Raw genomic sequence first — 21,006 nt, 5'->3', positions numbered from 1 at the left:
CGGGGCGCGCGGCGGGAGCGTGGGTGTGGGGGGACCTGAAACTCCCGCCGCGCGCACGGCTCCACCGGCCGGTGGGTGCGCGGTGCGCTGGCCGGTGGAACTGGTGGGTTCGTGCACTGATCCTGTCAGCCCGCAAGCGTCTGACCGTGCTCGTTAACCTTGATCTAAGGAAGACTTGTGCCACCGCACAGCCCCGGCCCGCCCGGCCGATCGGAGCGCGCCCGTCAACCGATCGGCCGGGCGGGCCTCGGCCGTCGGTCGACAGTGCTCGGTCGTCGTTCGGGCGGCCTCCGCCCGTCGGGGGACGCTCAGTCGTCGGTGGGGCGCTGGCGGGGCCAGCGACGACCGCTGCTCTTCTGATCCCGGGCGTCGCGGGCCATCCGGCCCACCAGGCCGAACCGGTTGACCTGCCGGGGCGTGGCGTCCGGGTCGGCGAGCAGCATCACCACGCTGGCGCCGCCCAGCCGGGCCCGGTCGATGCTCACCGAGCCGTTCGCCTGCAACGACACCCGCTTGGCGATGTCCAGGCCGAGCCCGGTCGAGCCCTGGTCGCTGGCACCCCGTCGCAGCGCCCGGTCCGGGTTGGCGATCCCCGGGCCGGCGTCGTCGATCCGGATCGCCACGTACCCGTCGCGGCGGGACACGGCCACCTCGAACGCCGTTCCCTGCGGCGTGTAGCGGAAGACGTTGCCGATCACCGCGTCCAACGCGGCGGCCAGCTCGGCCCGGGGCACGGGCGCGGGGATGCGTAGCTGGGCGCCGGTGACCCGGTGCGGCCGGTTCTGGTCACCGGCCAGCGCCGCCCAGAACACCATCCGGTCCCGGACCACCTCGCTGACGTCGCACATGGCCGGGCCGGCCTCGTGTGCCACCGCCTTGCGGGTGGTCTTGATCAGCACGTCGATCTCGCCCTCGAGGGTGACGATCGCCTGGCGGATGCGCCGGATACCCCGCAGCCGGTCCAGCTCCGCTGGGCTGAACGAGCCAACGCTGGTGTCGTCGGACTCCAGCGCCTCCGCGTCGAGCCGCAGCACGGTCAACGGCGTCCGCAGCCGGTGCGACAGGTCGGCCACCAACTCGCGCTCGTCCGTGCGGGCCGCGTCCAGCCGGTCGGCCATCCGGTTGAAGGCGTACCCGGCCTCCGCCAGCTCGCGCGGACCGGTCGGGTCCACGCGTACGCCCTGGTCGCCGTCGCCGATGGCCAGAGCGGCCTTGACCAGCCCCTGGGTGGCGTCCACCGCCCGGGCGGCCACCCGATCGACCACCAACACCGCCGCGCCGACCATCGCCGCGCCCACCGCGAACAGCAGCAACCAGGTGCCACCGGCGCCCTCGCCAAGCGTCGAGTCCGGCACGAACACCTCGACCACGGCCGTCCGGTCGCCGAGGACCACCGGGTCGAGCCGGACCACCCCGCCGTCGACGTCGGTGACCAGCGAGCGACGGTCGGCGCGGGCCCGGTCCAGGTCGGCGCCACCGGCGCGGCCCGCGGACTCGTCCAGCCCCAACCCGTACACCACCGGCCGGACGGCGGCATCGTCGCCGCTGGCCACGACGGCCCGTTCGATCACCGCGCGGTCCGTGCTCACCGCCAACGCGCCGGTGACCAGCGCGCTGCGTCGGGCCGCGTCGGCGATCGCCTCCTCGCGCGTCTGCCCCCGCAGGCTCAACCCGAGCGGGATCAGGAACGCGAGCGCGACGAGGCTGCACATGCCGGCCGTGAGCAGGGCCAGCGCGGTCCTCAGTCCGGTGCCACCAGCCGGAACCCGACCCCCCGCACGGTGCGCAGGTAGCGCGGCTTCGCCGCGGACTCGCCCATCTTTCGGCGAAGCCAGTACAGGTGTACGTCGATGGTCTGATCCTCGCCGACCGATGGCTGCCGCCATACCTCCTCCAAGAGTTCCCGGCGGGACACTACCCGCCCGGGTCGTGCGGCGAGATACGCCAGCAGGTCGAATTCCTTACGGGTCAGCGCCAGCGGCTCCCCGTCGAGATGGGCGCTGCGCTCACCGACGTCCACCCGCAGCCCGCCGACGGTGTGCACCGCCGGCTGCACCGTCCGGCTGGCCCGTCCGGCGCGCCGCAGGACCGTGGTGATGCGGGCGTCCAGGTGTGCGCCCGTGAACGGCTTGACCATGTAGTCGTCGGCCCCGGCGCGCAGCAGCTTGACCACCGACTGCTCGTCGTCGCGCGCGGTGGCGATGATGATCGGGATGTCGGTGATGCCGCGCAGCATCCGCAGCGCGTCCGAGCCGTCCAGATCGGGCAGGCCCAGGTCCAACACCACCAGGTCGGGCGTCTCCGCGGCGACCCGTCGCAGCGCGTCCAGGGCGGTGCCCACGGCGTGCACGGCGTGCCCACGGTCAGCGAGGGACCGCAGCATCGCGCCGCGTACGACGTGATCGTCTTCGACCAGGAGCACGGAGGCCACGACAAGACGGTACTTGGCCTGGCAAGTTGATCGCGTTGCGACGTACCCGGGAAGCGGGCAAGCTGGTACGACGATGTCCTTCACCCTGTTCGCCGACGCTCGGCTGGCGCTCGCCCGGGACAGTCTCGCCGGCCTCTCCACCGGTGACGCGCTCGGCGAGCGGTACGCCCCGCCGGCCACGGCCGTCGTTCCCGGCGACGACGGGCCCGGCGCGTGGGCCGACCCGTCGGGCGTGGCCGAACCCGGCGCGGGCAGCCTGCCACCGGCACCGTGGTCCTGGACCGACGACACCGAGATGGCCTGCTCGGTCGTCGCCGAACTGGCTGCGGCGGGCACCATCGACCGGGACCGGCTGGCGCTGGCCTTCGCCGAGCGCTGCGACGCGCGACGCGGCTACGGCGCGGGCGCGATGCTGATCCTGCGGTTGATCCGCAGCGGCACCCCGTGGCCGGTGGCCGCCGCGTCCGCCTTCGACGGGCAGGGCTCCTGCGGCAACGGGGCAGCCATGCGGGTGGGTCCGCTGGGCGCGTACTTCGCCGACTCCACGGCCCGCGCCGCCGCGCAGGCCCGCGCCTCGGCCGAGGTGACCCACGCGCACCCCGAGGGGATCGCCGGCGCGGTCGCCGTGGCGGTGGCCGCCGCGCTCGCCGCCCGGGCCCGCCTCGACGGCCACCGACCGGCCCCGGCCCGGCTCCTCGCCGGGGTCGCCGCCGTGGTCGACGCGGGCACCGAGGTGCACCGTGGCGTACACACCGCCGTCGGGCTGCTCGGCCGCCCGCTGTCCCGAGTGGTGGCCGCGCTCGGCAACGGCGCCCGGGTGACCGCCCAGGACACCGTCGCGTTCACGCTCTGGGTGGCCGCCACCCACCTCGACGACTACCCGGCGGCGATCCGGACCTGCGTACGCGCCGGCGGCGACGTGGACACCACGGCCGCCATCGCGGGGGCGGTGGTGGCGGCCTACACCGGGGTCGGCACCTCGGGCGGCGTCCCCGCCGCGTGGCTGGCCGCCCGCGAGCCGCTACCCGCCTGGCTGCCCTGATCTCCGCCGGGCCCGGCTTGATCGACCCCGGGTTCCCGGAACTCGGGCCGTCCGCGAGCCTCGGATGCCGCGGTTTGCGGGAACCCGGGGTGGATCAGCGGGAGGCGGACACCGGTTCGTCCGCGCGGCCGGTGACCTCGGCGAGGGAAGGCGGCTCGTCGGCGCTGCCGGTCACCTCGTCGAGCGCCTCGGTCTGGGCCGGGTCGCGTCGACGCCAGCGACTGACCACCCAGCCGATCGCCGCGCCGCCGCCCAGCCCGGCCAGCAGGCCGGCGGCCAGCATCCCGTCGGCGTTGCCGGATTCCTCGTCGCCCTCCCGGCCGACCGGTGCGGGATTCACAGCACCGTCCCCGGCGGCGGGTCCGCCCGCCGCGGGCGCGCCGTGGCCGCCGCCGTGCGCGGCCGGTGCGGCGGCGCCCGGGACCGCCGGCAGCAGCGTCAGCACCGGCGCGCGGTGGTCGCCGCCGGTATCGGCCCACCGGACGACCGTGCCGTCGGCGTAGGTCTGGACGACCTCGAACGTGAGCCGCTCGGCCTGCGGCAACGGGCCCATGGACAGGGCCAGCTTGGCCGGGCCGGTCGCACCCTCACCGACGCGGACCCACGTCACCGCCGTGGTCACGGTGCTCACCCCGTTGGAGTGGATGCCCGCCACCGGCTTGTCCAGGGTCTTGGAGTCGATCCGGGGCGCCCAGCCGTCGACCGACATCGGGTAGACCTCGGCCACCGGCGCGTCGGCCGGCAACCGGATCTCGATCTGCTTGGTCGTCGTGCCGGCGCGCTCCTCGGGCACGCTGAACTCCAGCCGTACGGCGTCGCCCTGCCGTGCCTCCGTCGGGGTGGTCGTCACGTCCGCGGCCTGCGCCGCCGCAGCGGGCCAGAGCAGCAGCCCGGCCGCGGTCAGCGCGGTCACCGCCGCGATCCGCCGCGGGCGGCCACCGCCGTGCGTGCTCGCCATCTCGTGCCCCCATCCGTCTCGGCGCGACCGGCACCGGTTTCCGGCCACACCACCTAGTTCGGATTCGAGGCGCGAAAGGTTCAACGCCGTCCGTGCGGGGTTCAACGCGAGCCGTCCGGAAAGTGCCGACGTCGCGACCGATAGCATCGGCAGGGGCCGACTGTCGGCACCCTGTCGTACTGCTTGGAGGAGTCACCGTGTCCGCACCCCGTACCCCCGCCGTGGCCGACCCCGTCGTCGTCGCCGCCGGGACGACGGCGGCCGACGCGGTGGCCGCGGCCGGACTGCCCGCGAACGGCCCCAAGGCGATCGTCGTGGTCCGCGATCCGCAGGGCCAGCTCCGCGACCTGGACTGGACGCCGGCCGAGGACACGACCGTCGAGCCGGTCAGCCTGGACTCGCCGGACGGGCTCAACGTGCTGCGGCACTCCACCGCGCACGTCCTCGCCCAGGCCGTGCAGGACGTCTTCCCCGAGGCCAAGCTGGGCATCGGGCCGCCGATCGAGAACGGCTTCTACTACGACTTCGACGTCGACAAGCCGTTCCAGCCCGATGACCTCAGCAAGCTCGAGAAGCGCATGCAGGAGATCGTCAAGTCCGGGCAGCGGTTCCGTCGCCGCCGCTTCGGCAGCCTCGACGAGGCGCGCGCCGAGCTGGCCGATGAGCCGTTCAAGCTGGAGTTGATCGAGGTCAAGGGCGAGGGCCTGGACACCGACGAGGTCATGGAGGTGGGCGGCGGCGAGCTGACCATCTACGACAACCTCGACGCCAAGGAGGACAAGGTCTGCTGGTCGGACCTGTGTCGGGGCCCGCACCTGCCGACCACCCGCCTGATCGGCGCGTTCAAGCTGATGCGCTCGGCCGCCGCGTACTGGCGCGGGTCGGAGAAGAACCCCCAGCTCCAGCGGGTGTACGGCACCGCGTGGCCGACCCGGGACGAGCTGAAGGCGTACCTGAAGCTGCTGGAGGAGGCCGCCCGGCGCGACCACCGCAAGCTCGGCGCGGACCTGGACCTGTTCAGCTTCCCCGACGAGATCGGCTCGGGCCTGGCCGTCTTCCACCCCAAGGGCGGCATCATCCGTCGGGAGATGGAGCACTACTCGCGGCGGCGGCACGAGGAGGCGGGATACGAGTTCGTCAACACCCCGCACATCACCAAGGCGCAGCTGTTCCACACCTCCGGTCACCTGCCGTACTACGCGGACACGATGTTCCCGCCCATGCAGCTGGAGGGCGCGGACTACTACCTCAAGGCGATGAACTGCCCGATGCACAACCTGATCTTCAGGGGCCGCGGGCGGTCGTACCGGGAGCTGCCGCTGCGGATGTTCGAGTTCGGCACGGTCTACCGGTACGAGAAGTCCGGTGTCGTGCACGGCCTCACCCGGGTCCGGGGTCTGACCCAGGACGACTCGCACATCTACTGCACCCGCGAGCAGATGGCCGGTGAGCTGTCCACGCTGCTCAGCTTCGTGCTCGACCTGCTGCGCGACTACGGGCTGGACGACTTCTACCTGGAGCTGTCGACCCGCGACGACTCGCCCAAGTTCATCGGCGCGGACGAGGACTGGGCGGAGGCCACCGAGGCGCTGCGAACCGCCGCCGCGACCTCCGGCCTCGACCTGGTGCCCGACCCGGGTGGCGCGGCGTTCTACGGGCCGAAGATCTCCGTGCAGGCCCGCGACGCGATCGGCCGGACCTGGCAGATGTCCACCATCCAGGTCGACTTCAACCAGCCGGAGCGCTTCGGGTTGGAGTACCAGGCCGCCGACGGCAGCCGCCAGCGTCCCGTGATGATCCACCGGGCGCTGTTCGGGTCCATCGAGCGGTTCTTCGGGGTGCTCACCGAGCACTACGCGGGCGCGTTCCCGGCCTGGCTGGCGCCGGTGCAGGTGGTCGGCATCCCGATCCGCGAGGACCACACCGACTACCTGCACGGCTTCGTCGCGGCGCTGCGCGCCGAGGGCATCCGGGCGCAGGTGGACGCGGGTGACGACCGGATGCAGAAGAAGATCCGCACGGCGCAGCAGCAGAAGATCCCGTTCATGGTGATCGCCGGTGACGACGACGTGGCCGCCGGCACGGTCTCCTTCCGCTACCGCGACGGCTCGCAGCGCAACGGCGTGCCCACCGCCGAGGCGGTGAACCACATCCTGGACGTGGTCACCTCCCGTACCAACGTCGGCCCGTCCGCCGCCGCCGAGTAGCCGGCGGCGGCGCGATCGGGTCAGATGCCGCAGTTCGGCGCTGACCAGCCGCCGACCGCCGCCACGTGGGTGTGGTCGTTGTGGTCCGGGTAGCCGGGGCCGAGGATCTGGCCGAAGCCGTGGTAGCGGGCCTGCTGGGCGAGCCGGCAGAACGACGGTGAGCCGACCAGGTCGACCGCGTCGCCGTACAGGTGCCGGCTGTTCGACGCCCCGCCGACCGCGCTGTTGCAGGCGTAGCTGCGGAAGCTGCTGCTGATCGCGATGGGTACGTCGCCGAGGGCGTGCCGCAGCGCCTGGAGCTTCCACATGGAGACGAGCGCGTTGGCGCGGGCGGTGCTCGCCGAGACCGCCCCGCCGGACCAGGTGCTGTTGCAGTTGTTCAGCTCGGCATAGCTGAAGTTGGCGGGCGTGCAGTCGTCGTCCTGGAGCGCGTAGAGCCGGTTGAAGGTGTTCGGGCCGGCGATTCCGTCCGCGCCCAGCCCGTACGCCTGCTGGAAGCGGATCACCGCCGACCGGGTGGCCGGGCCGAACGCGCCGTCGATGGTGAGCACGGCGGCGTAACCGGGGTAGCCGGCGACGCGGATCTGCAGTTGCCGGACGTCCTCGCCGGACATCCCCTGGGACAGGGTGCGAACCCAGGTGTAGCAGCCGTCGGCGTGCGCGGCGCTGGAGGTGAGGGTGACCCCGGTCACCGTGGTGACGGCGGCCAGCGCGAGCGCCGCGAGGATCCTGCCGAGCTGACGGATCATGAAGCTCTCCATCCATCGATAAAATGAAATGAATGAATGGAAGTTTCACGGCTGAGTCTCGACTCCGTCAAGAAGTTGCAGCAGCGAGTTTCCGGTCACGGGTGTCGCGGCCCGCCGGCCCGGCTCCGTAGGATCGGCTCGTGACAGGGGCGGAGCGAGACACGGACAGCGGCGGCATGGCGGACGGCCTGGAACGGCTCTGGACGCCGCACCGGATGACCTACATCTCGGGTGAGGACCGCCCCGCCGAGGGCTACGAGAAGCCGACCGGCTGCCCCTTCTGTCTCGCCCCCGGGCTGCCCGCCGAGGAGAGCCTCGTGGTGGCCCGCGGCGAGCGCGTCTTCGTGGTGCTCAACCTCTACCCGTACAACCCGGGGCACCTGCTGGTCTGCCCCTACCGGCACGTCGCCGACTACACCGACCTCGACGAGGCGGAGACCGTCGAGCTGGCGTCCCACACGCAGACCGCGATGCGGGTGATCCGCAAGGTGAGCAACGCGCACGGCTTCAACCTCGGCATGAACCAGGGCGGCGTCGCCGGCGCCGGCATCGCCGCCCACCTGCACCAGCACGTGGTGCCGCGCTGGGGCGGCGACGCGAACTTCATGCCGGTGATCGGCCGCACCAAGGTGCTGCCGCAGCTGCTGCACGACACCCGCGACCTGTTCGCCCGCGCCTGGCCGTCCTGACCGCGCCGCCCGCGCGGCGTCCGCGCCGGGCCGGCTAGTCGGCGCGCAGCAGCGGCACCAGCTCCGGCCAGCTCTCCACCCGGTGTACGAGCGGCAGCAACGCGGCGTACGCGGCGACCTGCGCCGGGCGAGGTCGGAACAGGAACCGGTGCGGCACCGAGTCGAGGTAGCCCAGCACCTCCAGCTTGTCGTCCACGAAGTGGGTCAGGCCGAGCCGCCGGGCGATCGGCGCCTTGTCCGGACGGGTCCGGCAGAAGTGCATCCGCTCGACCGGGATCCCGGTGTGGGCCGTGAAGTCGTGGTGCGCCAACCACTGGAGGGTCCGCCGCTCGATGGACTCGCCGCACTTGGAGACCAGGTGCACCTCGTCGAACGTCGGCCCGAGCGCCGCGAGCGCGTCGAACGCGCCCTCGACCATGGGCGTACGCAGGTAGTGCGCGCCGAAGAAGGAGGTGTCGGCGTCGTCGTCGGCCGGCTCGATGAGCACCCCGCCGATGTCCACGCCCAGCCGTCGCATGGCGACGATCATGCCGTACGCCGACGGCGTACGCGTACCGCGTTTCCGCGTCCGTGGTTGCTACGCCCCGGCCCGTCGGAGGTGGCACGATCGGCCGATGGCAGTCACGACACGGATGTTGGGGCGCAGCGGCATCGAGGTCAGCGCCCTCGGCATGGGGTGCTGGGCGATCGCCGGCCCCTGGGCGGAGGGCAGTCAGCCGCTGGGCTGGGGCGCGGTCGACGACGACGAGTCGGTGCGGGCCATACGCCGCGCGCTCGAGCTGGGCGTGACCCTCTTCGACACCGCCGACACGTACGGCGCGGGGCACGGCGAGCGGGTGTTGGGCCGGGCGCTCGCCGGCCGCCGGGACGACGCCGTGATCGCCACCAAGTGGGGTTACACGTTCAACGAGGCGACCCGGCAGGCCACCGGCGAGGACGCGTCACCGGCGTACCTGCGGCGGGCCGTCACCGCCTCGCTGCGCCGGCTGGGCACCGACCGGATCGACCTCTACCAGCTCCACCTGGCCGACCTGCCCGTGCACCGGGCGGAGGCCCTGTTCGCCGCCTGCGAGGATCTCGTCGCCGAGGGCCTGATCCGGGCGTACGGGTGGAGCACCGACCGCGCCGACCGGGCCGCCACCCTCGGGTCGACCGCCCCGGGCGCCGCCGCCGTGCAGCACGCCCTGTCGGTGCTGCGCGACGCCCCCGAGGTGCTCGCCGTCTGCGACAAGTACGACCTGGCCAGCATCGACCAGGGGCCTCTCGGGATGGGGCTGCTCACCGGCAAGTACACGGCCGCGTCCACGCTGCCCCGCGACGACGTACGCGGGTTGACGCCGGGCTGGCTGGAGTGGTTCCGCGGTGGCCGGCCGGCGCCGGAATGGCTCCGCCGGGTCGGCGCGGTCCGTGCCGCGCTGACCGCCGACGGTCGTACCCTCGCCCAGGGCGCGCTGGGCTGGATCTGGGCCCGCAGCGGGCGGACCATCCCGATCCCGGGTTGCCGTACCGTCGCCCAGGTCGAGGAGAACGCGGCGGCACTGCACCGCGGCCCGCTACCGGCGGAGCAGTTCGTCGAGGTGGAACGCCAACTAGCCGCCCTACGCACGGCGGCCCTCCGCGACGCCGACCGCCCCCACTGGCCCCGCCCCACCCACCCCCAGACCCACCCCTGACCCCAATTCGCCGCGCCCAGAGCGCACGCCTGTCCAGCCGTCGCGGCGTGCCGCCGCGTGCCGTGGCCGGCCGCCGCGTGCGGCGCCGGCCGATCACGCGGGCGGGTGGGCGGTGCCGCGCGCGCCGGCCCGTGCCACCGTGGTCTGGTGGCGGCCTGGTCCGGTGCTGGTCGGATCTGGTGCTGGCGTGGTCTGGTGCCGGCGTGGTCTGGTGGCGGCTTGGTCCGGTGCTGGTCGGATCTGGTGCCGGCGTGGTCTGGTGCCGGCGTGGTCCTGCGCCGGCCTGGTCCGTGCTGGTGTCTTCCTGTCGAGCTGCCCCAGATATGGGACAACCGAACAGCTCCTCGGCCTGCCGCGACCCACCCGCCATGTGCGCGCGGATGCGCTCCTCGTCGGCCGTCCTCCTCCGCTGCGGTGTCCCGAATATGGGGCAGCTCGACAGGACGCGAACACCTAGGGCGCCCCTCCGCCCGCTCGCGACGGCTCGCCCGTGGCCGGCAGCCGTCAGAGACGGCACGCGGGCGACCGGGCCAGCCGAAACGCGGGTCGGCGGGAGCGGAGTGTTACGGGGTGTGTTCCTTGCGGGTCTGGTCGGCCAGATGGGTGGGCATCGGGTCGTGGCGGACGAAGTGGCGGCGGAAGGTGCCGGTGCCGGCCGTCATCGAGCGCAGCTCGACGGTGTAGCGCAGCAGTTCCAGGGCCGGCACCTCGGCGCGGACCAGTGTGCGGCCGTCGGCGTCCGGGTCCGGCTCGGTGCCGAGCACCCGGCCGCGCCGGGCGGACAGGTCGCCCAGCACGGCGCCCACCGAGCCGTCCGGCACCCGGATGGTCACCTCGTCGATGGGCTCCAGGAGGGCCGGCTGGCCGCGCTCGGCCGCGTCGCGCAGCGCCAGCGCTCCGGCGGTCTGGAAGGCCGCGTCGGAGGAGTCGACGCTGTGCGCCTTGCCGTCGACCAGGGTGACCCGCAGGTCGACCACCGGGTGGCCGGCGACCAGTCCGCGTTCCAGCTGGGCGCGGACGCCCTTCTCCACCGACGGGATGTAGTTCTGCGGGACGGCGCCGCCGACGACCCGGTCGACGAACTCGAAGCCGGCGCCCCGGGGCAGTGGCTCGACCTCGATGTCGCAGACCGCGTACTGGCCGTGGCCGCCGGACTGCTTGACGTGCCGGCCGTGCCCCCGCGCCGGGGCGGTCAACGTCTCGCGCAGCGACACCCGCACCGGTTCGGTGTCCAGCTCGACGCCCCCGGAGCGCAGCCGGTCCAGCAGGACGTCCGCGTGCGCCTCGCCCATGCACCAGAGCACCAGTTGATGGGTCTCGGGGTTGCGGTCCAGCCGCAGGGTGGGATCGCCGGCGATCAGCCGGGCGAGGTTGCGGGCGAGGGCGTCCTCGTCGGCGCGGCTGCGGGCGACGATCGCCACCGGCAGCAGCGGCTCCGGCATCTCCCACGGCGCGATCAGCAGCGGGTCGTCCTTGGCCGACACCGTGTCGCCGGTCTCCGCGCTGGGCGACTTGGTGATCGCGCAGATGTCGCCGGCGACGCAGTGCGGCACCTCGCGCAGGGTGGCGCCCAGCGGCGTGTAGAGGTGCCCGACCCGCTCGTCGGCGTCGTGGTCGGGGTGCCCGCGTTCGGCCATGCCGTGCCCGCAGACGTGCACCGTGTCGTCGGGACGTAGCGTGCCGGAGAAGACCCGGACCAGCGAGACGCGGCCGACGTGCCGGTCGACGGTGGTCTTGACGACCTCGGCCACGAGCGGGCCGTCCGGATCGCAGGTCAGCGGCGGGCGGGGCGAGCCGTCCACCCCGGTGACCGCTGGCAGCTCGTGCTCCAGCGGTGACGGGAACGCCGCGGTCAGCAACTCCAGCAGCGCGTCCAGGCCGACGCCGGTCTCGGCGCAGACCGGCACCGCCGGGTAGAAATGGCCCCGGGCGACGGCCTTCTCCAGGTCGTCGATGAGCACCTCGGTGCTGATCTCCTCGCCGTCGAGGTAGCGATCCATCAGGGTCTCGTCCTCGCTCTCGGCGATGATCCCCTCGATCAGCTCGTCGCGGGACTCGTCGATGGCCCGCTGGTGCTCCGGGTCCGGGTCGCGAACGTCGGCGGGCAGCCCGGCGGTGTAGTCGAAGACCCGGCGGGTGATCAGCCCGAGCAGTCCCTCGGTGGAGATGCCGTCGTCGCCGAGCATCGGCAGGTAGAGGGGCATCACGTTGTCGCCGAAGACCCGCTGGCAGAGCGCGACCGTCTCGTCGAAGTCGGCGCGGGGCGCGTCCAGGCGGGTCACCGCGACGGCGCGCGGCATGTCGACCGCCGCGCACTCCTCCCAGAGGGCGACGGTGGCCGAGTCCATCCCGCCGGCGGCGGAGACCACGAACAGCGCGGCGTCGGCGGCCCGCAGACCGGCACGCAGCTCGCCCACGAAGTCGGCGTACCCGGGCGTGTCCAGCAGGTTGACCTTGACGCCGTCGTGCAGCAGGGGCGCGCACGACAGGCTCACCGAGCGCTGCTGGCGTACCGCCGCGGGGTCGTGGTCGCCCACGGTCGTGCCGTCGACGACGCTGCCGGCCCGGCCGATCGTGCCGGTCGCGGCGAGCAGGGCCTCGACGAGCGTGGTCTTGCCCGCGCCGGAGTGCCCGACGAGCGCCACGTTGCGAACCCGCGCGGGTTCGGTCACCACCGGCGTGCCGCCGGCGGCCCCCTTGTCCTGATGTTTCTGCGCCATGGGGCGCACCTCCCTCAGCCGGTGGTGGGTGGCGACCGCCGCGCGAGGTGGAAGCGGCCCGGGGCGAGTGCGCGGCGATATCCTCCGGTGGTCTGCTGCCCGGTGAGAAATCCACGGGCGGACGGGTGAGCTGGCTCACCTCCCGGCTCGATCTCACACCCGTTGCCGGACACACACAAGCCTGCCCCGGGCGGGTCGTCGGGACCGGCGTTATGGCCGGAGCTGCGCGGACCGTTATCGTGGGGACCGCCATGGCGAAGATCTTCCAAGTGTCGGCCCGCGCGGGGATGACCCGCGTCGTCGAGCCGATTGCCCGCGCCCTACTGCGCGCGGGCGTCACCCCCAATGTCGTCACCGTCGCGGGCACCGTTGGTGTGCTCGTCGGCGCGCTCGGCTTCGGTGCCCGCGGCCATCTGGTCGCGGGCGCGTTGATCGTGACTCTGTTCGCGTTGACCGACCTGCTCGACGGGACGATGGCCCGGATGAGCGGCGGCTCCACCCGGTTCGGCGCGTTCCTCGACTCAAGCATGGACCGGGTCGCCGACAGCGCCGTCTTCGGCGCGGTGGCGTACTGGCTGGCCACCCAGGGCGACCACTCGGGCGTCGCCGCCGCGCTGCTCTGCCTGGCCGCCGGCGGGCTCGTCTCGTACGTGAAGGCGCGTGCCGAAGGGCTGGGCATGACCTGCAACGTGGGCATCGCCGAGCGCACCGAGCGACTGCTGATCGTCGGTGTCGGCGGGATCCTCACCGGGCTGCACGTCAAGCCCGCGTTGGAGATCGCGCTCTGGCTGTTGGCCGCCATCTCGATCTTCACGGTGGGACAGCGCATGGCGCACGTCTACCGCCAGGCCCAGCAGCTCCAGCCGGACGGCCAGGCGTGAGCGCGACCGGCGGCCGGGCCGCGTGAACCTCACCGAGCTGGGCTACGTCGCGGGCTGGCGGCTGGTCCGCGCGCTGCCCCGGCCGCTGGTGGCGGCGGCGTTCGCGAAGGGCGCGGACCGCGCGCACCGCCAGGGCGGCGGGAGTACGACTCGACTGCGCGCCAACCTGCGCCGAGTCGTCGGCCCGGAGGTGCCCGAGGCCGAGCTGGACGATCTCGTGCGGCGCGGCCTGCGCTCGTACGCCCGGTACTGGATGGAGGCGTTCCGCCTGCCGTCATTGAGCCGGGCGCAGATCCTGTCCGGGTTCCGGCTCGACGGCGCGGAACTGCTGGCCGCCGACGTGGCCGCCGGCCGGGGCGCGGTGGTGGCGCTGCCGCACGCCGGCAACTGGGACGCGGCGGGCGCCTGGGTGGCCGCCAGCGGCTGGCCCATCACCACCGTCATGGAGCGGCTCAAGCCGGAGGGGCTCTACAAGCGTTTCGTGGCGTTCCGCGGGAAGCTGGGGATGGAGATCCTGCCCACCCACGGCGGCCCGCGTCCGGCGTTCGACGTGCTGCTGGACCGCCTGCGCTCGGGCGCGATCGTGCCGCTGCTCGCCGACCGGGACCTGTCGGCCCGTGGCGTCGAGGTGGACTTCTTCGGCGCGAAGACGCGGATGCCCGCTGGCCCCGCGCTGCTCGCGATCCACACCGGTGCGCCGCTCTACGTGGCCTCGATGTGGTACGAGCAGGACAGGGCCTGCGCGTCGCTCGCCGGCCCGTTGCCGGTGCCCGGCCCGGAGGCGGGGCCGCTCGACGCGCGGGTCCGGTCGCTGACCCAGATGATCGCCGACCGTCTGGCGGCGGGTATCGCCCGGCATCCGCAAGACTGGCACATGTTGCAGCGGATGTGGCTGGACCAGCGCGGCGCGGGGGGCACGGACCTGCCGGCGTCGACCTCGGGTCGGTCCTGAAGGGGGTGGCTGACGCATGCGGATCGGTATCGTCTGCCCGTACTCCTTCGACGTGCCCGGCGGCGTGCAGAACCACGTCGTGGACCTCGCCGAGACGCTGATCACCCTCGGGCACGAGGTCAGCGTGCTCGCGCCGGCCGACGAGGACGCCGACCTGCCGGGGTACGTGGTGTCCGCCGGGCGGGCGGTGCCGCTGCCGTACAACGGGTCGGTGGCCCGGATCGCGTTCGGCCCGGTCTCCACGGCCCGGGTCCGGCGTTGGCTCACCAACGGTGACTTCGACGTGCTGCACGTGCACGAGCCGCTGACGTTGAGCCTCTCCCTGCTGGCGGTGCTGTCGGCGCGCGGGCCGGTGGTGGCCACCTTCCACACGGCAATGACCCGCTCGCGGGTGCTGGCGGCCGCGCAGGGCGTGCTGCAGATCGTGTTGGAGCGGATCACCGCCCGGATCGCGGTGAGCGCGCTGGCCCGCAAGGTGCAGGTCGAGCACATGGACGGCGGCGCGGTGGAGATCCCCAACGGCGTGGCGGTGGCGAAGTTCGCCGACGCCGAGCCGCTGCCGCAGTGGCCGGGGGAGTGCGGGCCGGGCACCGGCGGCACGTTGGGTTTCCTGGGGCGGTTCACGGAGGCGCGCAAGGGCTTCCCGGTGCTGCGCGACGCCTTCGTGGCGCTGGCGGCGACCCGTCCGGGCCTGCGGCTGCTGGTCGCCGGCCCGGGTGACCCGGACGACCTCTACGACCAGTTCCCCGCCGAGCTGCGGGAGCGCGTGACGTTCCTCGGTCTGGTCTCCGAGCCGGACAAGGCGCGGATGCTGCGCAGCGTGCACCTGTACGTGGCGCCGAACACCGGCGGCGAGTCGTTCGGCATGATCCTCACCGAGGCGTTGGCCGCCGGCACCACGGTCGTGGCCAGCGACCTGGACGCGTTCCGCCGGGTGCTCGACGGTGGGCGGGCGGGACGGTTGTTCCCCACCGGCGACGCGGTGGGGCTGCGCGACGCCCTGTCCGAGTTGCTCGACGATCCGGGAGCACGGGCCGCGCTGACGGCCTGCGGTGATCAGGTGGTGGCGAATTTCGACTGGCCGATGGTTGCCCGCCGTGTTCTGGAGGTATACGCAGCGGCGATCGAGGCGACCGACGGACGGGTCATCGACCAGGAATGGGTGGGGCTGGGCTGAGCCGGAGTGACCGATGGTGCGCCTGGTGACGCCGGTGACGAGCGGCGACGCGCGCGATGGAGGAGAAACGGAGCAGCACTACGATGCCGCACATGTGGTGGGTGGTGGCCGCGAGCGTGCTCGTGGGGGTGCTTGCGGCGTACCTCATCTGGACCGCCGGCCGGGTCGAGCGGCTGCAGGCCCGCGCGGAGCTTGCGGCGCGGGCCCTCGACGCTCACCTGTTGCGCCGGGCGGCGGCCGCCGCGGTGCTGGCGGAGCGGCGGTTCGGCGTCGAGCTGTACGCGGCGGCCAGGATCGCGCTCGACGCCGCCCCGGACGAGCGGGAGGCGGCGGAGAACGACCTGACCCGGCAGCTACGCACGGTGCGGTTGGACCCGGCCGACGCGGACTGCACGGCGGTCATCGCGGCGAGCCGCCGGCTCGCGTTGTCCCGGCAGGTGCACACCGACCTGGTCCGCGATGCCCGGTCGGCGCGTAGCCGCCCGCTGGTGCGGTTGTTGCGGATGGGGCGGGGTCACCAGTGGCCGCGCTACTTCGACATCGACGATCCGACGCTCGTCGTGCCGGCGGACGTGCCGGCCGGCTGACCAGCTCGAAAGCGGTGCCGGCGGACCGTGAGCGGGGCCACAGAGCAGGCCACCGGGGGCCTGATTGGCTGTCGAAGCGGCGTTGCGCCGTGCGTAGCATTTTCGCTGCCACCGCCCACCGCACGTTCTAGGAGCGCCGACCCGTGTCCGACACCACCGCCTCGACCACCGGTACCGCCCCCGTTGTCGGCACGGCCCGCGTGAAGCGGGGCATGGCCGAGATGCTCAAGGGCGGCGTGATCATGGACGTCGTCAACGCCGAGCAGGCCAAGATCGCCGAGGACGCCGGCGCGGTCGCGGTGATGGCGTTGGAGCGGGTGCCCGCCGACATCCGCGCGCAGGGCGGGGTGTCCCGGATGAGCGACCCCGACATGATCGATGGCATCATCTCGGCGGTCTCGATCCCGGTGATGGCCAAGGCCCGCATCGGGCACTTCGTCGAAGCGCAGATCCTCCAGTCGCTGGGGGTGGACTACGTCGACGAGTCCGAGGTGCTGACCCCGGCCGACTACGCGAACCACATCGACAAGTGGGCGTTCACGGTGCCCTTCGTCTGCGGCGCGACCAACCTGGGCGAGGCGCTGCGCCGGATCACCGAGGGCGCGGCCATGATCCGCTCCAAGGGTGAGGCGGGCACCGGTGACGTCTCGAACGCCACCACGCACATGCGGAAGATCCGCCAGGAGATCCGCCGGCTGTCGTCGCTGCCGGCCGACGAGCTGTACGTGGCGGCCAAGGAGTTGCAGGCCCCGTACGAGCTGGTCAAGGAGGTCGCCGAGAGCGGCAAGCTGCCGGTCGTGCTGTTCACCGCCGGTGGGATCGCCACCCCGGCCGACGCCGCGATGATGATGCAGCTCGGCGCGGAGGGCGTGTTCGTCGGCTCCGGCATCTTCAAGGCCGGTAACCCGGCGCAGCGGGCCGCCGCGATCGTCAAGGCCACCACCTTCCACGACGACCCGGACGTGCTGGCGAAGGTCTCCCGTGGTCTGGGTGAGGCGATGGTCGGCATCAACGTCGACGAGATCCCCCAGCCGCACCGCCTGGCCGAGCGCGGTTGGTGAGCGCGAGGAGTGAGCCGCTCCTGCGAGCCCCGCAGTCGCGAACGAAGGGAGGAGCGGTGAGGATGAACGCACCCACCATCGGTGTCCTCGCCCTGCAGGGTGACGTCCGCGAGCATGTGGCGGCGCTGACCGCGGCGGGTGCGGACGCCCGCCCGGTTCGCCGTGCGGGCGAGCTGGACGCGGTCGACGCTCTGGTGATCCCCGGCGGCGAGTCCACCACCATCAGCAAGCTCGTCGACATCTTCGAGATGCGCGAGCCGATCGACAAGCGGATCGCCGACGGGATGCCCGTCTACGGCTCCTGCGCTGGCATGATCATGCTCGCCGCCGAGGTGCTGGACGGCCGCGCCGACCAGCGCGGTTTCGCCGGCATCGACATGACGGTACGGCGCAACGCGTTCGGGCGGCAGGTCGACTCGTTCGAGGCGCCCGTGGAGATCACCGGCGTGGCGGGCGACCCCTTCCACGCGGTGTTCATCCGGGCGCCGTGGGTCGAGCGGGTCGGCCCGGCCGTCGAGGTGATCGGCACGGTGACCGGCGGCCCGGCCGCCGAGCGGATCGTGGCGGTCCGGCAGGGCAACCTGCTGGCCACCTCCTTCCACCCCGAGCTGACGGGCGATCTGCGCCTGCACGCGTACTTCGTCGAGCTGGCACGGACCGCCTGAGCGGCCGACGCCCCCGCGCGGGCATGGATCGGGCCCCCGGGCCGTTGGTCTGAGGGGCCCCGACGCCGCGCCGCTGCCCCGGGCAGGTCCCGGGTGTGACACGGCGGGGTGTGACCTCGGTAAGATTGCCGCGGTTCGGCAGGGCCGTCGCCCGGCGCGGTACTTCCCGCGGGGCCGACCGGCCGCCGGATCGCCGGATGCGGCGCGGAATCGGTGCGGCAGTCGACGCAGGCGTGCAATGACAGACGGAGGTAGAAGATGTCCGGCCACTCAAAGTGGGCGACGACCAAGCACAAGAAGGCCGTCATCGACGCCAAGCGCGGCAAGATGTTCGCCAAGCTGATCAAGAACGTCGAGGTGGCCGCGCGGACCGGTGGCGGCGACCCGTCCGGTAACCCGACGCTGTTCGACGCCATCCAGAAGGCGAAGAAGAGCTCGGTTCCCAACGACAACATCGACCGCGCCGTCAAGCGCGGCTCCGGCCTGGAAGCCGGCGGCGCCGACTGGCAGACCATCATGTACGAGGGGTACGGCCCGAACGGTGTGGCCATGCTCATCGAGTGCCTCACCGACAACCGCAACCGGGCGGCCACCGAGGTGCGCACCGCGCTGACCCGCAACGGCGGCTCGCTCGCCGACGCCGGCTCGGTGTCGTACATGTTCTCCCGCAAGGGCGTGGTGATCGTGCCCAAGGAGGGCACCAGCGAGGACGACGTGATGATGGCCGTCCTCGACGCCGGCGCCGAGGAGGTCAACGACCTGGGTGAGGCGTTCGAGGTCGTCTCCGAGCCGACCGACCTGATCCCGGTGCGGACGGCGTTGCAGGACGCCGGCATCGAGTACGAGTCGGCCGAGTCCTCCCTGATCCCCAGCATGAACGTCCCGCTGGACGAAGAGGGCGCTCGCAAGATCTTCAAGCTGATCGATGTCCTGGAGGACTGCGACGACGTGCAGAACGTCTACGCGAACTTCGACGTCTCCGACGACGTCATGGCGGCCGTCGACGCCTGAGCTCCGGCCTCCGTCCGCCGGGCGCTTGATCGACTCGACTTCACGGAAAGCGGGGTGTCCGCACGCGGCGGACACCCCGCTTTCCATGAACCGGAGTCGATCAAATGCTCGGCCCGGCCTTGAGCTGCCTGAGATGGGTCAGCGCCCTCTTGCCCGCGACCTGACGACCGGTCGCAGTCCGGCGGGCCGTACGAAGATCGATCGTCGAGCGATCGCGTCCAGTCCCGGTCCGACCTCGTAGCCGTCGAGCCAGACCCACCCGTCGTAGGTGGGCCAATCGAGCACGCGGATGACGCGGAACAGGATCGGTCGACTGAACTGGATACTCGCCGCACGGGTGACCTGGAACAGATCACCCGCCCGCACGGCCGTCGGATTTCCGGTCGCGCCACGCCTTGAGATGATCACTCGCCTCGACGAGGCGGGGGCACGAACCGTCTGGCGTGCACCTGGTGCAGACGTTGCGGTGGTGGAAGTCGATCACGTAGCTCGCCATCGTCACGAGAAACGGCGGTTCCGGCCGGGGCTGCTCACCCATCATCGCGATCACCTCGCTGGGACGACGCCGCGCCCTTCCCTCTCGACGAGGACGGCGTGGTGAGCCGGTAGGCCCCGGTGCGAGCCGGGAAGCTGGTCCGCTCCACCACGTCGATCGGCTCGTCTGGACGGTGAAACCACTTCCAACGGCACATCGCCTGCCTCCCGAGATCAATGCGAGTAGGGCATCTACCAGGCACGATCCTGCGTCCAACCATCAATCTGCAACGTCTCATGTCGAAAACCACGCTTCGAGATTGACGCCGTCTCGTTTGGCCGGTCATTCTGTTCCAGATGAGACAGAGAGGCCACGTGAGGTGAGACCGGAGGCCGGATGAGTGAGGTCGGTTCGTCAGTTCCACGGCGGCAACTGGGCCGGCTTCTGCGCCAGGCACGTGAGGAAGCCGGAATCAACCTTGAGGCTGCCGCCAATGACCTCGAATGGTCCCGGGCCAAGATGTACCGGCTGGAAAGTGGCCAGACTGCGCTGCGCACCCATGACGTGGTCTTGATGTGTCAGCTCTACGGCACGTCTGCCGAGTTGACCGAGGTGTTGGTCAGTCTCGCTCGGGAGAGCAAGTTCCGGGGGTGGTGGCACGCCTATGACGAGGTGATCCCGGGTTGGTTCGAGTTGTATGTGGGGCTGGAGGCGGCCTCCTCCGCCATCCGCCAGTACGAGCCGACCCTCATACCCGGGCTCCTCCAGACCCCGGAGTACATGGCTGCGGTGTTCGAGACCAAGCCCGGACGTACCCCGCAGGAGGTGGCGCAGAAGGTCGCCTTACGGATGCAGCGGCAGAAGTTGTTGACCAGGCGTAGTCCTGCGGCACCGCGTCTTGACGTCGTGGTCGACGAGGCCGTGGTCCGCCGACCCATCGATGACATCGAGGCTTGGCGGATGCAACTCGCTTACCTGGTCAACGCCGCCCAGGCGCCGAACATCGCGGTCCGGGTGCTGCCGCTGGGGGTCGGTCCGCACCGAGCATCCGTGGCCGGAGCCTTTGTCCTGCTCGATCTTCCGGCAGTTGGCACTCGGCCGGCCGAGCCCAGCACGGTCTACAGCGAGTCGCTGACCGGTGGCCTCTACCTCGATCGTGCGGCCGAGGTCCAGACGTACTCTGAGGTCTGGCAGGCGCTTTGGGATCTTGCCCTGCCCGAGCGCGCGTCGGAGGATCTGGTGAGCACAGTGATCAAGGAGACCTACGATGAGTGATCTGACCGGTGCCCGCTGGCGCACGAGCACGCGTAGTGGAAATGAGGGCAACTGCGTCGAGGTCGCGGACAATCTTCCCGGCGTCGTGGCCGTTCGGGACAGCAAGGACGTCGAAGGGCCGGCGCTCACCTTCTCCCCGGGGGCCTGGGCCGCATTCCTGGCGCACACCAAGGCCGACGGAGTAGCGCCCAACGCGTGATCGACTCGACATCGTGGAAGTGGGGGTGTCCCTGCGCGTTGGACACCCCCACTTCCGTGAACTGGAGTCGATCAAGCGCAATGCACCAAGCCCTTCCCCCTGGTCAGAGCCACCGAACGGCGAGCGGTCCGGTGTCGTACGCACGGCGGCCCGGCGCGGATGTCCGCGCCGGGCCGCCGTCTCGGGTGGCCCGCAGGTGGTGTGGGGGCGGGGGGTGAGGGGGGGGTGGATCAGTTCCCACCCCCCGATACCCG

General features: G+C 72.2%; 20 protein-coding genes. 13 read left to right on the top strand and 7 right to left on the bottom strand.

Annotation, left to right across the window (positions count from 1 at the left end):
• Positions 1-308 precede the first annotated feature (308 nt).
• Positions 309-1,712 carry an ATP-binding protein gene (locus ACIA3K_RS18740; RefSeq protein WP_396802468.1) on the bottom strand — a complete coding sequence of 468 codons (1,404 nt, stop codon included), beginning with the start codon at positions 1,710-1,712 and terminating at the stop codon, positions 309-311.
• 29 nt (positions 1,713-1,741) lie between these two features.
• Positions 1,742-2,431 (bottom strand): response regulator transcription factor, encoded by a 690-nt coding sequence (locus ACIA3K_RS18735; RefSeq protein WP_074318485.1) that lies wholly within the window; start codon positions 2,429-2,431, stop codon positions 1,742-1,744.
• 73 nt (positions 2,432-2,504) lie between these two features.
• Here ACIA3K_RS18735 and ACIA3K_RS18730 point away from each other — a divergent pair, with 73 nt between their 5' ends.
• Positions 2,505-3,473, top strand: a complete 969-nt coding sequence (locus ACIA3K_RS18730) for an ADP-ribosylglycohydrolase family protein (protein ID WP_396802466.1) — start codon at positions 2,505-2,507, stop codon at positions 3,471-3,473.
• Positions 3,474-3,567: 94 nt separating this feature from the next.
• Here the strand turns inward: ACIA3K_RS18730 and ACIA3K_RS18725 are convergent, their stop codons facing one another.
• Complete coding sequence (locus tag ACIA3K_RS18725; protein ID WP_396802465.1) at positions 3,568-4,431, bottom strand: DUF1775 domain-containing protein; 864 nt, start codon at positions 4,429-4,431, stop codon at positions 3,568-3,570.
• A 197-nt stretch (positions 4,432-4,628) separates the two neighbouring features.
• Between ACIA3K_RS18725 and thrS the strand changes: the two genes are divergently transcribed.
• Positions 4,629-6,638, top strand: a complete 2,010-nt coding sequence (gene thrS, locus ACIA3K_RS18720) for a threonine--tRNA ligase (protein WP_396802464.1) — start codon at positions 4,629-4,631, stop codon at positions 6,636-6,638.
• Positions 6,639-6,658: 20 nt separating this feature from the next.
• Here thrS and ACIA3K_RS18715 read toward each other — a convergent pair whose 3' ends face one another.
• Positions 6,659-7,387, bottom strand: coding sequence for a D-Ala-D-Ala carboxypeptidase family metallohydrolase (locus tag ACIA3K_RS18715; RefSeq protein WP_396802463.1), 729 nt, complete (start codon positions 7,385-7,387; stop codon positions 6,659-6,661).
• 176 nt (positions 7,388-7,563) lie between these two features.
• On the opposite strand from ACIA3K_RS18715, the gene ACIA3K_RS18710 reads away from it, so the two are divergent.
• Entirely contained in the window at positions 7,564-8,076 is a 513-nt protein-coding gene (locus ACIA3K_RS18710; protein ID WP_355053448.1) for an HIT domain-containing protein, read from the top strand.
• A 34-nt stretch (positions 8,077-8,110) separates the two neighbouring features.
• Here the strand turns inward: ACIA3K_RS18710 and ACIA3K_RS18705 are convergent, their stop codons facing one another.
• Positions 8,111-8,593, bottom strand: coding sequence for a hypothetical protein (locus tag ACIA3K_RS18705; RefSeq protein WP_396802461.1), 483 nt, complete (start codon positions 8,591-8,593; stop codon positions 8,111-8,113).
• Positions 8,594-8,690: 97 nt separating this feature from the next.
• On the opposite strand from ACIA3K_RS18705, the gene ACIA3K_RS18700 reads away from it, so the two are divergent.
• Positions 8,691-9,749, top strand: coding sequence for an aldo/keto reductase (locus ACIA3K_RS18700; RefSeq protein WP_396802460.1), 1,059 nt, complete (start codon positions 8,691-8,693; stop codon positions 9,747-9,749).
• Positions 9,750-10,312: 563 nt separating this feature from the next.
• On the opposite strand, the gene ACIA3K_RS18695 is transcribed toward ACIA3K_RS18700, so the two are convergent.
• Positions 10,313-12,469 (bottom strand): elongation factor G-like protein EF-G2, encoded by a 2,157-nt coding sequence (locus tag ACIA3K_RS18695; protein WP_396802459.1) that lies wholly within the window; start codon positions 12,467-12,469, stop codon positions 10,313-10,315.
• A gap of 251 nt (positions 12,470-12,720) precedes the next feature.
• Here ACIA3K_RS18695 and pgsA point away from each other — a divergent pair, with 251 nt between their 5' ends.
• The 7 genes from pgsA to ACIA3K_RS18660 all read left to right on the top strand — a co-directional run bounded on the left by pgsA (position 12,721) and on the right by ACIA3K_RS18660 (position 18,803).
• Positions 12,721-13,350, top strand: a complete 630-nt coding sequence (gene pgsA / locus ACIA3K_RS18690) for a phosphatidylinositol phosphate synthase (RefSeq protein WP_396802458.1) — start codon at positions 12,721-12,723, stop codon at positions 13,348-13,350.
• A gap of 22 nt (positions 13,351-13,372) precedes the next feature.
• The gene (locus ACIA3K_RS18685) at positions 13,373-14,302 is read left to right on the top strand and encodes a phosphatidylinositol mannoside acyltransferase (RefSeq protein WP_396802456.1); all 930 of its coding nucleotides are present in this window, start codon (positions 13,373-13,375) and stop codon (positions 14,300-14,302) included.
• A gap of 16 nt (positions 14,303-14,318) precedes the next feature.
• Entirely contained in the window at positions 14,319-15,479 is a 1,161-nt protein-coding gene (locus tag ACIA3K_RS18680) for a glycosyltransferase family 4 protein (protein ID WP_396802454.1), read from the top strand.
• An 83-nt stretch (positions 15,480-15,562) separates the two neighbouring features.
• The gene (locus tag ACIA3K_RS18675) at positions 15,563-16,066 is read left to right on the top strand and encodes a hypothetical protein (RefSeq protein ID WP_396802452.1); all 504 of its coding nucleotides are present in this window, start codon (positions 15,563-15,565) and stop codon (positions 16,064-16,066) included.
• A 143-nt stretch (positions 16,067-16,209) separates the two neighbouring features.
• Complete coding sequence (gene pdxS, locus ACIA3K_RS18670) at positions 16,210-17,127, top strand: pyridoxal 5'-phosphate synthase lyase subunit PdxS (RefSeq protein WP_357119612.1); 918 nt, start codon at positions 16,210-16,212, stop codon at positions 17,125-17,127.
• A 62-nt stretch (positions 17,128-17,189) separates the two neighbouring features.
• Positions 17,190-17,792: a pyridoxal 5'-phosphate synthase glutaminase subunit PdxT gene (gene pdxT, locus ACIA3K_RS18665; protein WP_396802451.1), complete on the top strand. Its 603-nt coding sequence runs from the start codon at positions 17,190-17,192 to the stop codon at positions 17,790-17,792.
• Between the two features lie 258 nt (positions 17,793-18,050).
• Positions 18,051-18,803 (top strand): YebC/PmpR family DNA-binding transcriptional regulator, encoded by a 753-nt coding sequence (locus tag ACIA3K_RS18660; protein WP_139587604.1) that lies wholly within the window; start codon positions 18,051-18,053, stop codon positions 18,801-18,803.
• A gap of 138 nt (positions 18,804-18,941) precedes the next feature.
• On the opposite strand, the gene ACIA3K_RS18655 is transcribed toward ACIA3K_RS18660, so the two are convergent.
• Entirely contained in the window at positions 18,942-19,169 is a 228-nt protein-coding gene (locus ACIA3K_RS18655) for a hypothetical protein (protein WP_396802450.1), read from the bottom strand.
• 505 nt (positions 19,170-19,674) lie between these two features.
• Between ACIA3K_RS18655 and ACIA3K_RS18650 the strand changes: the two genes are divergently transcribed.
• Positions 19,675-20,553 (top strand): helix-turn-helix domain-containing protein, encoded by an 879-nt coding sequence (locus ACIA3K_RS18650; protein WP_396802449.1) that lies wholly within the window; start codon positions 19,675-19,677, stop codon positions 20,551-20,553.
• Entirely contained in the window at positions 20,546-20,752 is a 207-nt protein-coding gene (locus tag ACIA3K_RS18645) for a DUF397 domain-containing protein (RefSeq protein WP_396802448.1), read from the top strand. Before ACIA3K_RS18650 ends, ACIA3K_RS18645 begins: the two co-directional genes overlap by 8 nt.
• Positions 20,753-21,006: the final 254 nt, after the last annotated feature.

Origin of the sequence: Micromonospora sp. NPDC051543, assembly GCF_044454415.1 — a bacterium.
GTDB lineage: Bacteria > Actinomycetota > Actinomycetes > Mycobacteriales > Micromonosporaceae > Micromonospora.
Note: the sequence above shows the minus strand (reverse complement) of the source record. Positions and strands in the feature narration are given on the sequence as shown.

Bases quoted from the DNA above. Each gene is read 5' to 3' on its own strand.
- ACIA3K_RS18740 (WP_396802468.1), bottom strand. From the start codon at position 1,712: ATGTGCAGCCTCGTCGCGCTCGCGTTCCTGATCCCGCTCGGGTTGAGC.
- ACIA3K_RS18730 (WP_396802466.1), top strand. From the start codon at position 2,505: ATGTCCTTCACCCTGTTCGCCGACGCTCGGCTGGCGCTCGCCCGGGAC.
- ACIA3K_RS18725 (WP_396802465.1), bottom strand. From the start codon at position 4,431: ATGGCGAGCACGCACGGCGGTGGCCGCCCGCGGCGGATCGCGGCGGTG.
- ACIA3K_RS18715 (WP_396802463.1), bottom strand. From the start codon at position 7,387: ATGATCCGTCAGCTCGGCAGGATCCTCGCGGCGCTCGCGCTGGCCGCC.
- ACIA3K_RS18710 (WP_355053448.1), top strand. From the start codon at position 7,564: ATGGCGGACGGCCTGGAACGGCTCTGGACGCCGCACCGGATGACCTAC.
- ACIA3K_RS18705 (WP_396802461.1), bottom strand. From the start codon at position 8,593: ATGCGACGGCTGGGCGTGGACATCGGCGGGGTGCTCATCGAGCCGGCC.
- ACIA3K_RS18700 (WP_396802460.1), top strand. From the start codon at position 8,691: ATGGCAGTCACGACACGGATGTTGGGGCGCAGCGGCATCGAGGTCAGC.
- ACIA3K_RS18695 (WP_396802459.1), bottom strand. From the start codon at position 12,469: ATGGCGCAGAAACATCAGGACAAGGGGGCCGCCGGCGGCACGCCGGTG.
- pgsA (WP_396802458.1), top strand. From the start codon at position 12,721: ATGGCGAAGATCTTCCAAGTGTCGGCCCGCGCGGGGATGACCCGCGTC.
- ACIA3K_RS18680 (WP_396802454.1), top strand. From the start codon at position 14,319: ATGCGGATCGGTATCGTCTGCCCGTACTCCTTCGACGTGCCCGGCGGC.
- ACIA3K_RS18675 (WP_396802452.1), top strand. From the start codon at position 15,563: ATGCCGCACATGTGGTGGGTGGTGGCCGCGAGCGTGCTCGTGGGGGTG.
- pdxT (WP_396802451.1), top strand. From the start codon at position 17,190: ATGAACGCACCCACCATCGGTGTCCTCGCCCTGCAGGGTGACGTCCGC.
- ACIA3K_RS18660 (WP_139587604.1), top strand. From the start codon at position 18,051: ATGTCCGGCCACTCAAAGTGGGCGACGACCAAGCACAAGAAGGCCGTC.
- ACIA3K_RS18650 (WP_396802449.1), top strand. From the start codon at position 19,675: ATGAGTGAGGTCGGTTCGTCAGTTCCACGGCGGCAACTGGGCCGGCTT.
- ACIA3K_RS18645 (WP_396802448.1), top strand. From the start codon at position 20,546: ATGAGTGATCTGACCGGTGCCCGCTGGCGCACGAGCACGCGTAGTGGA.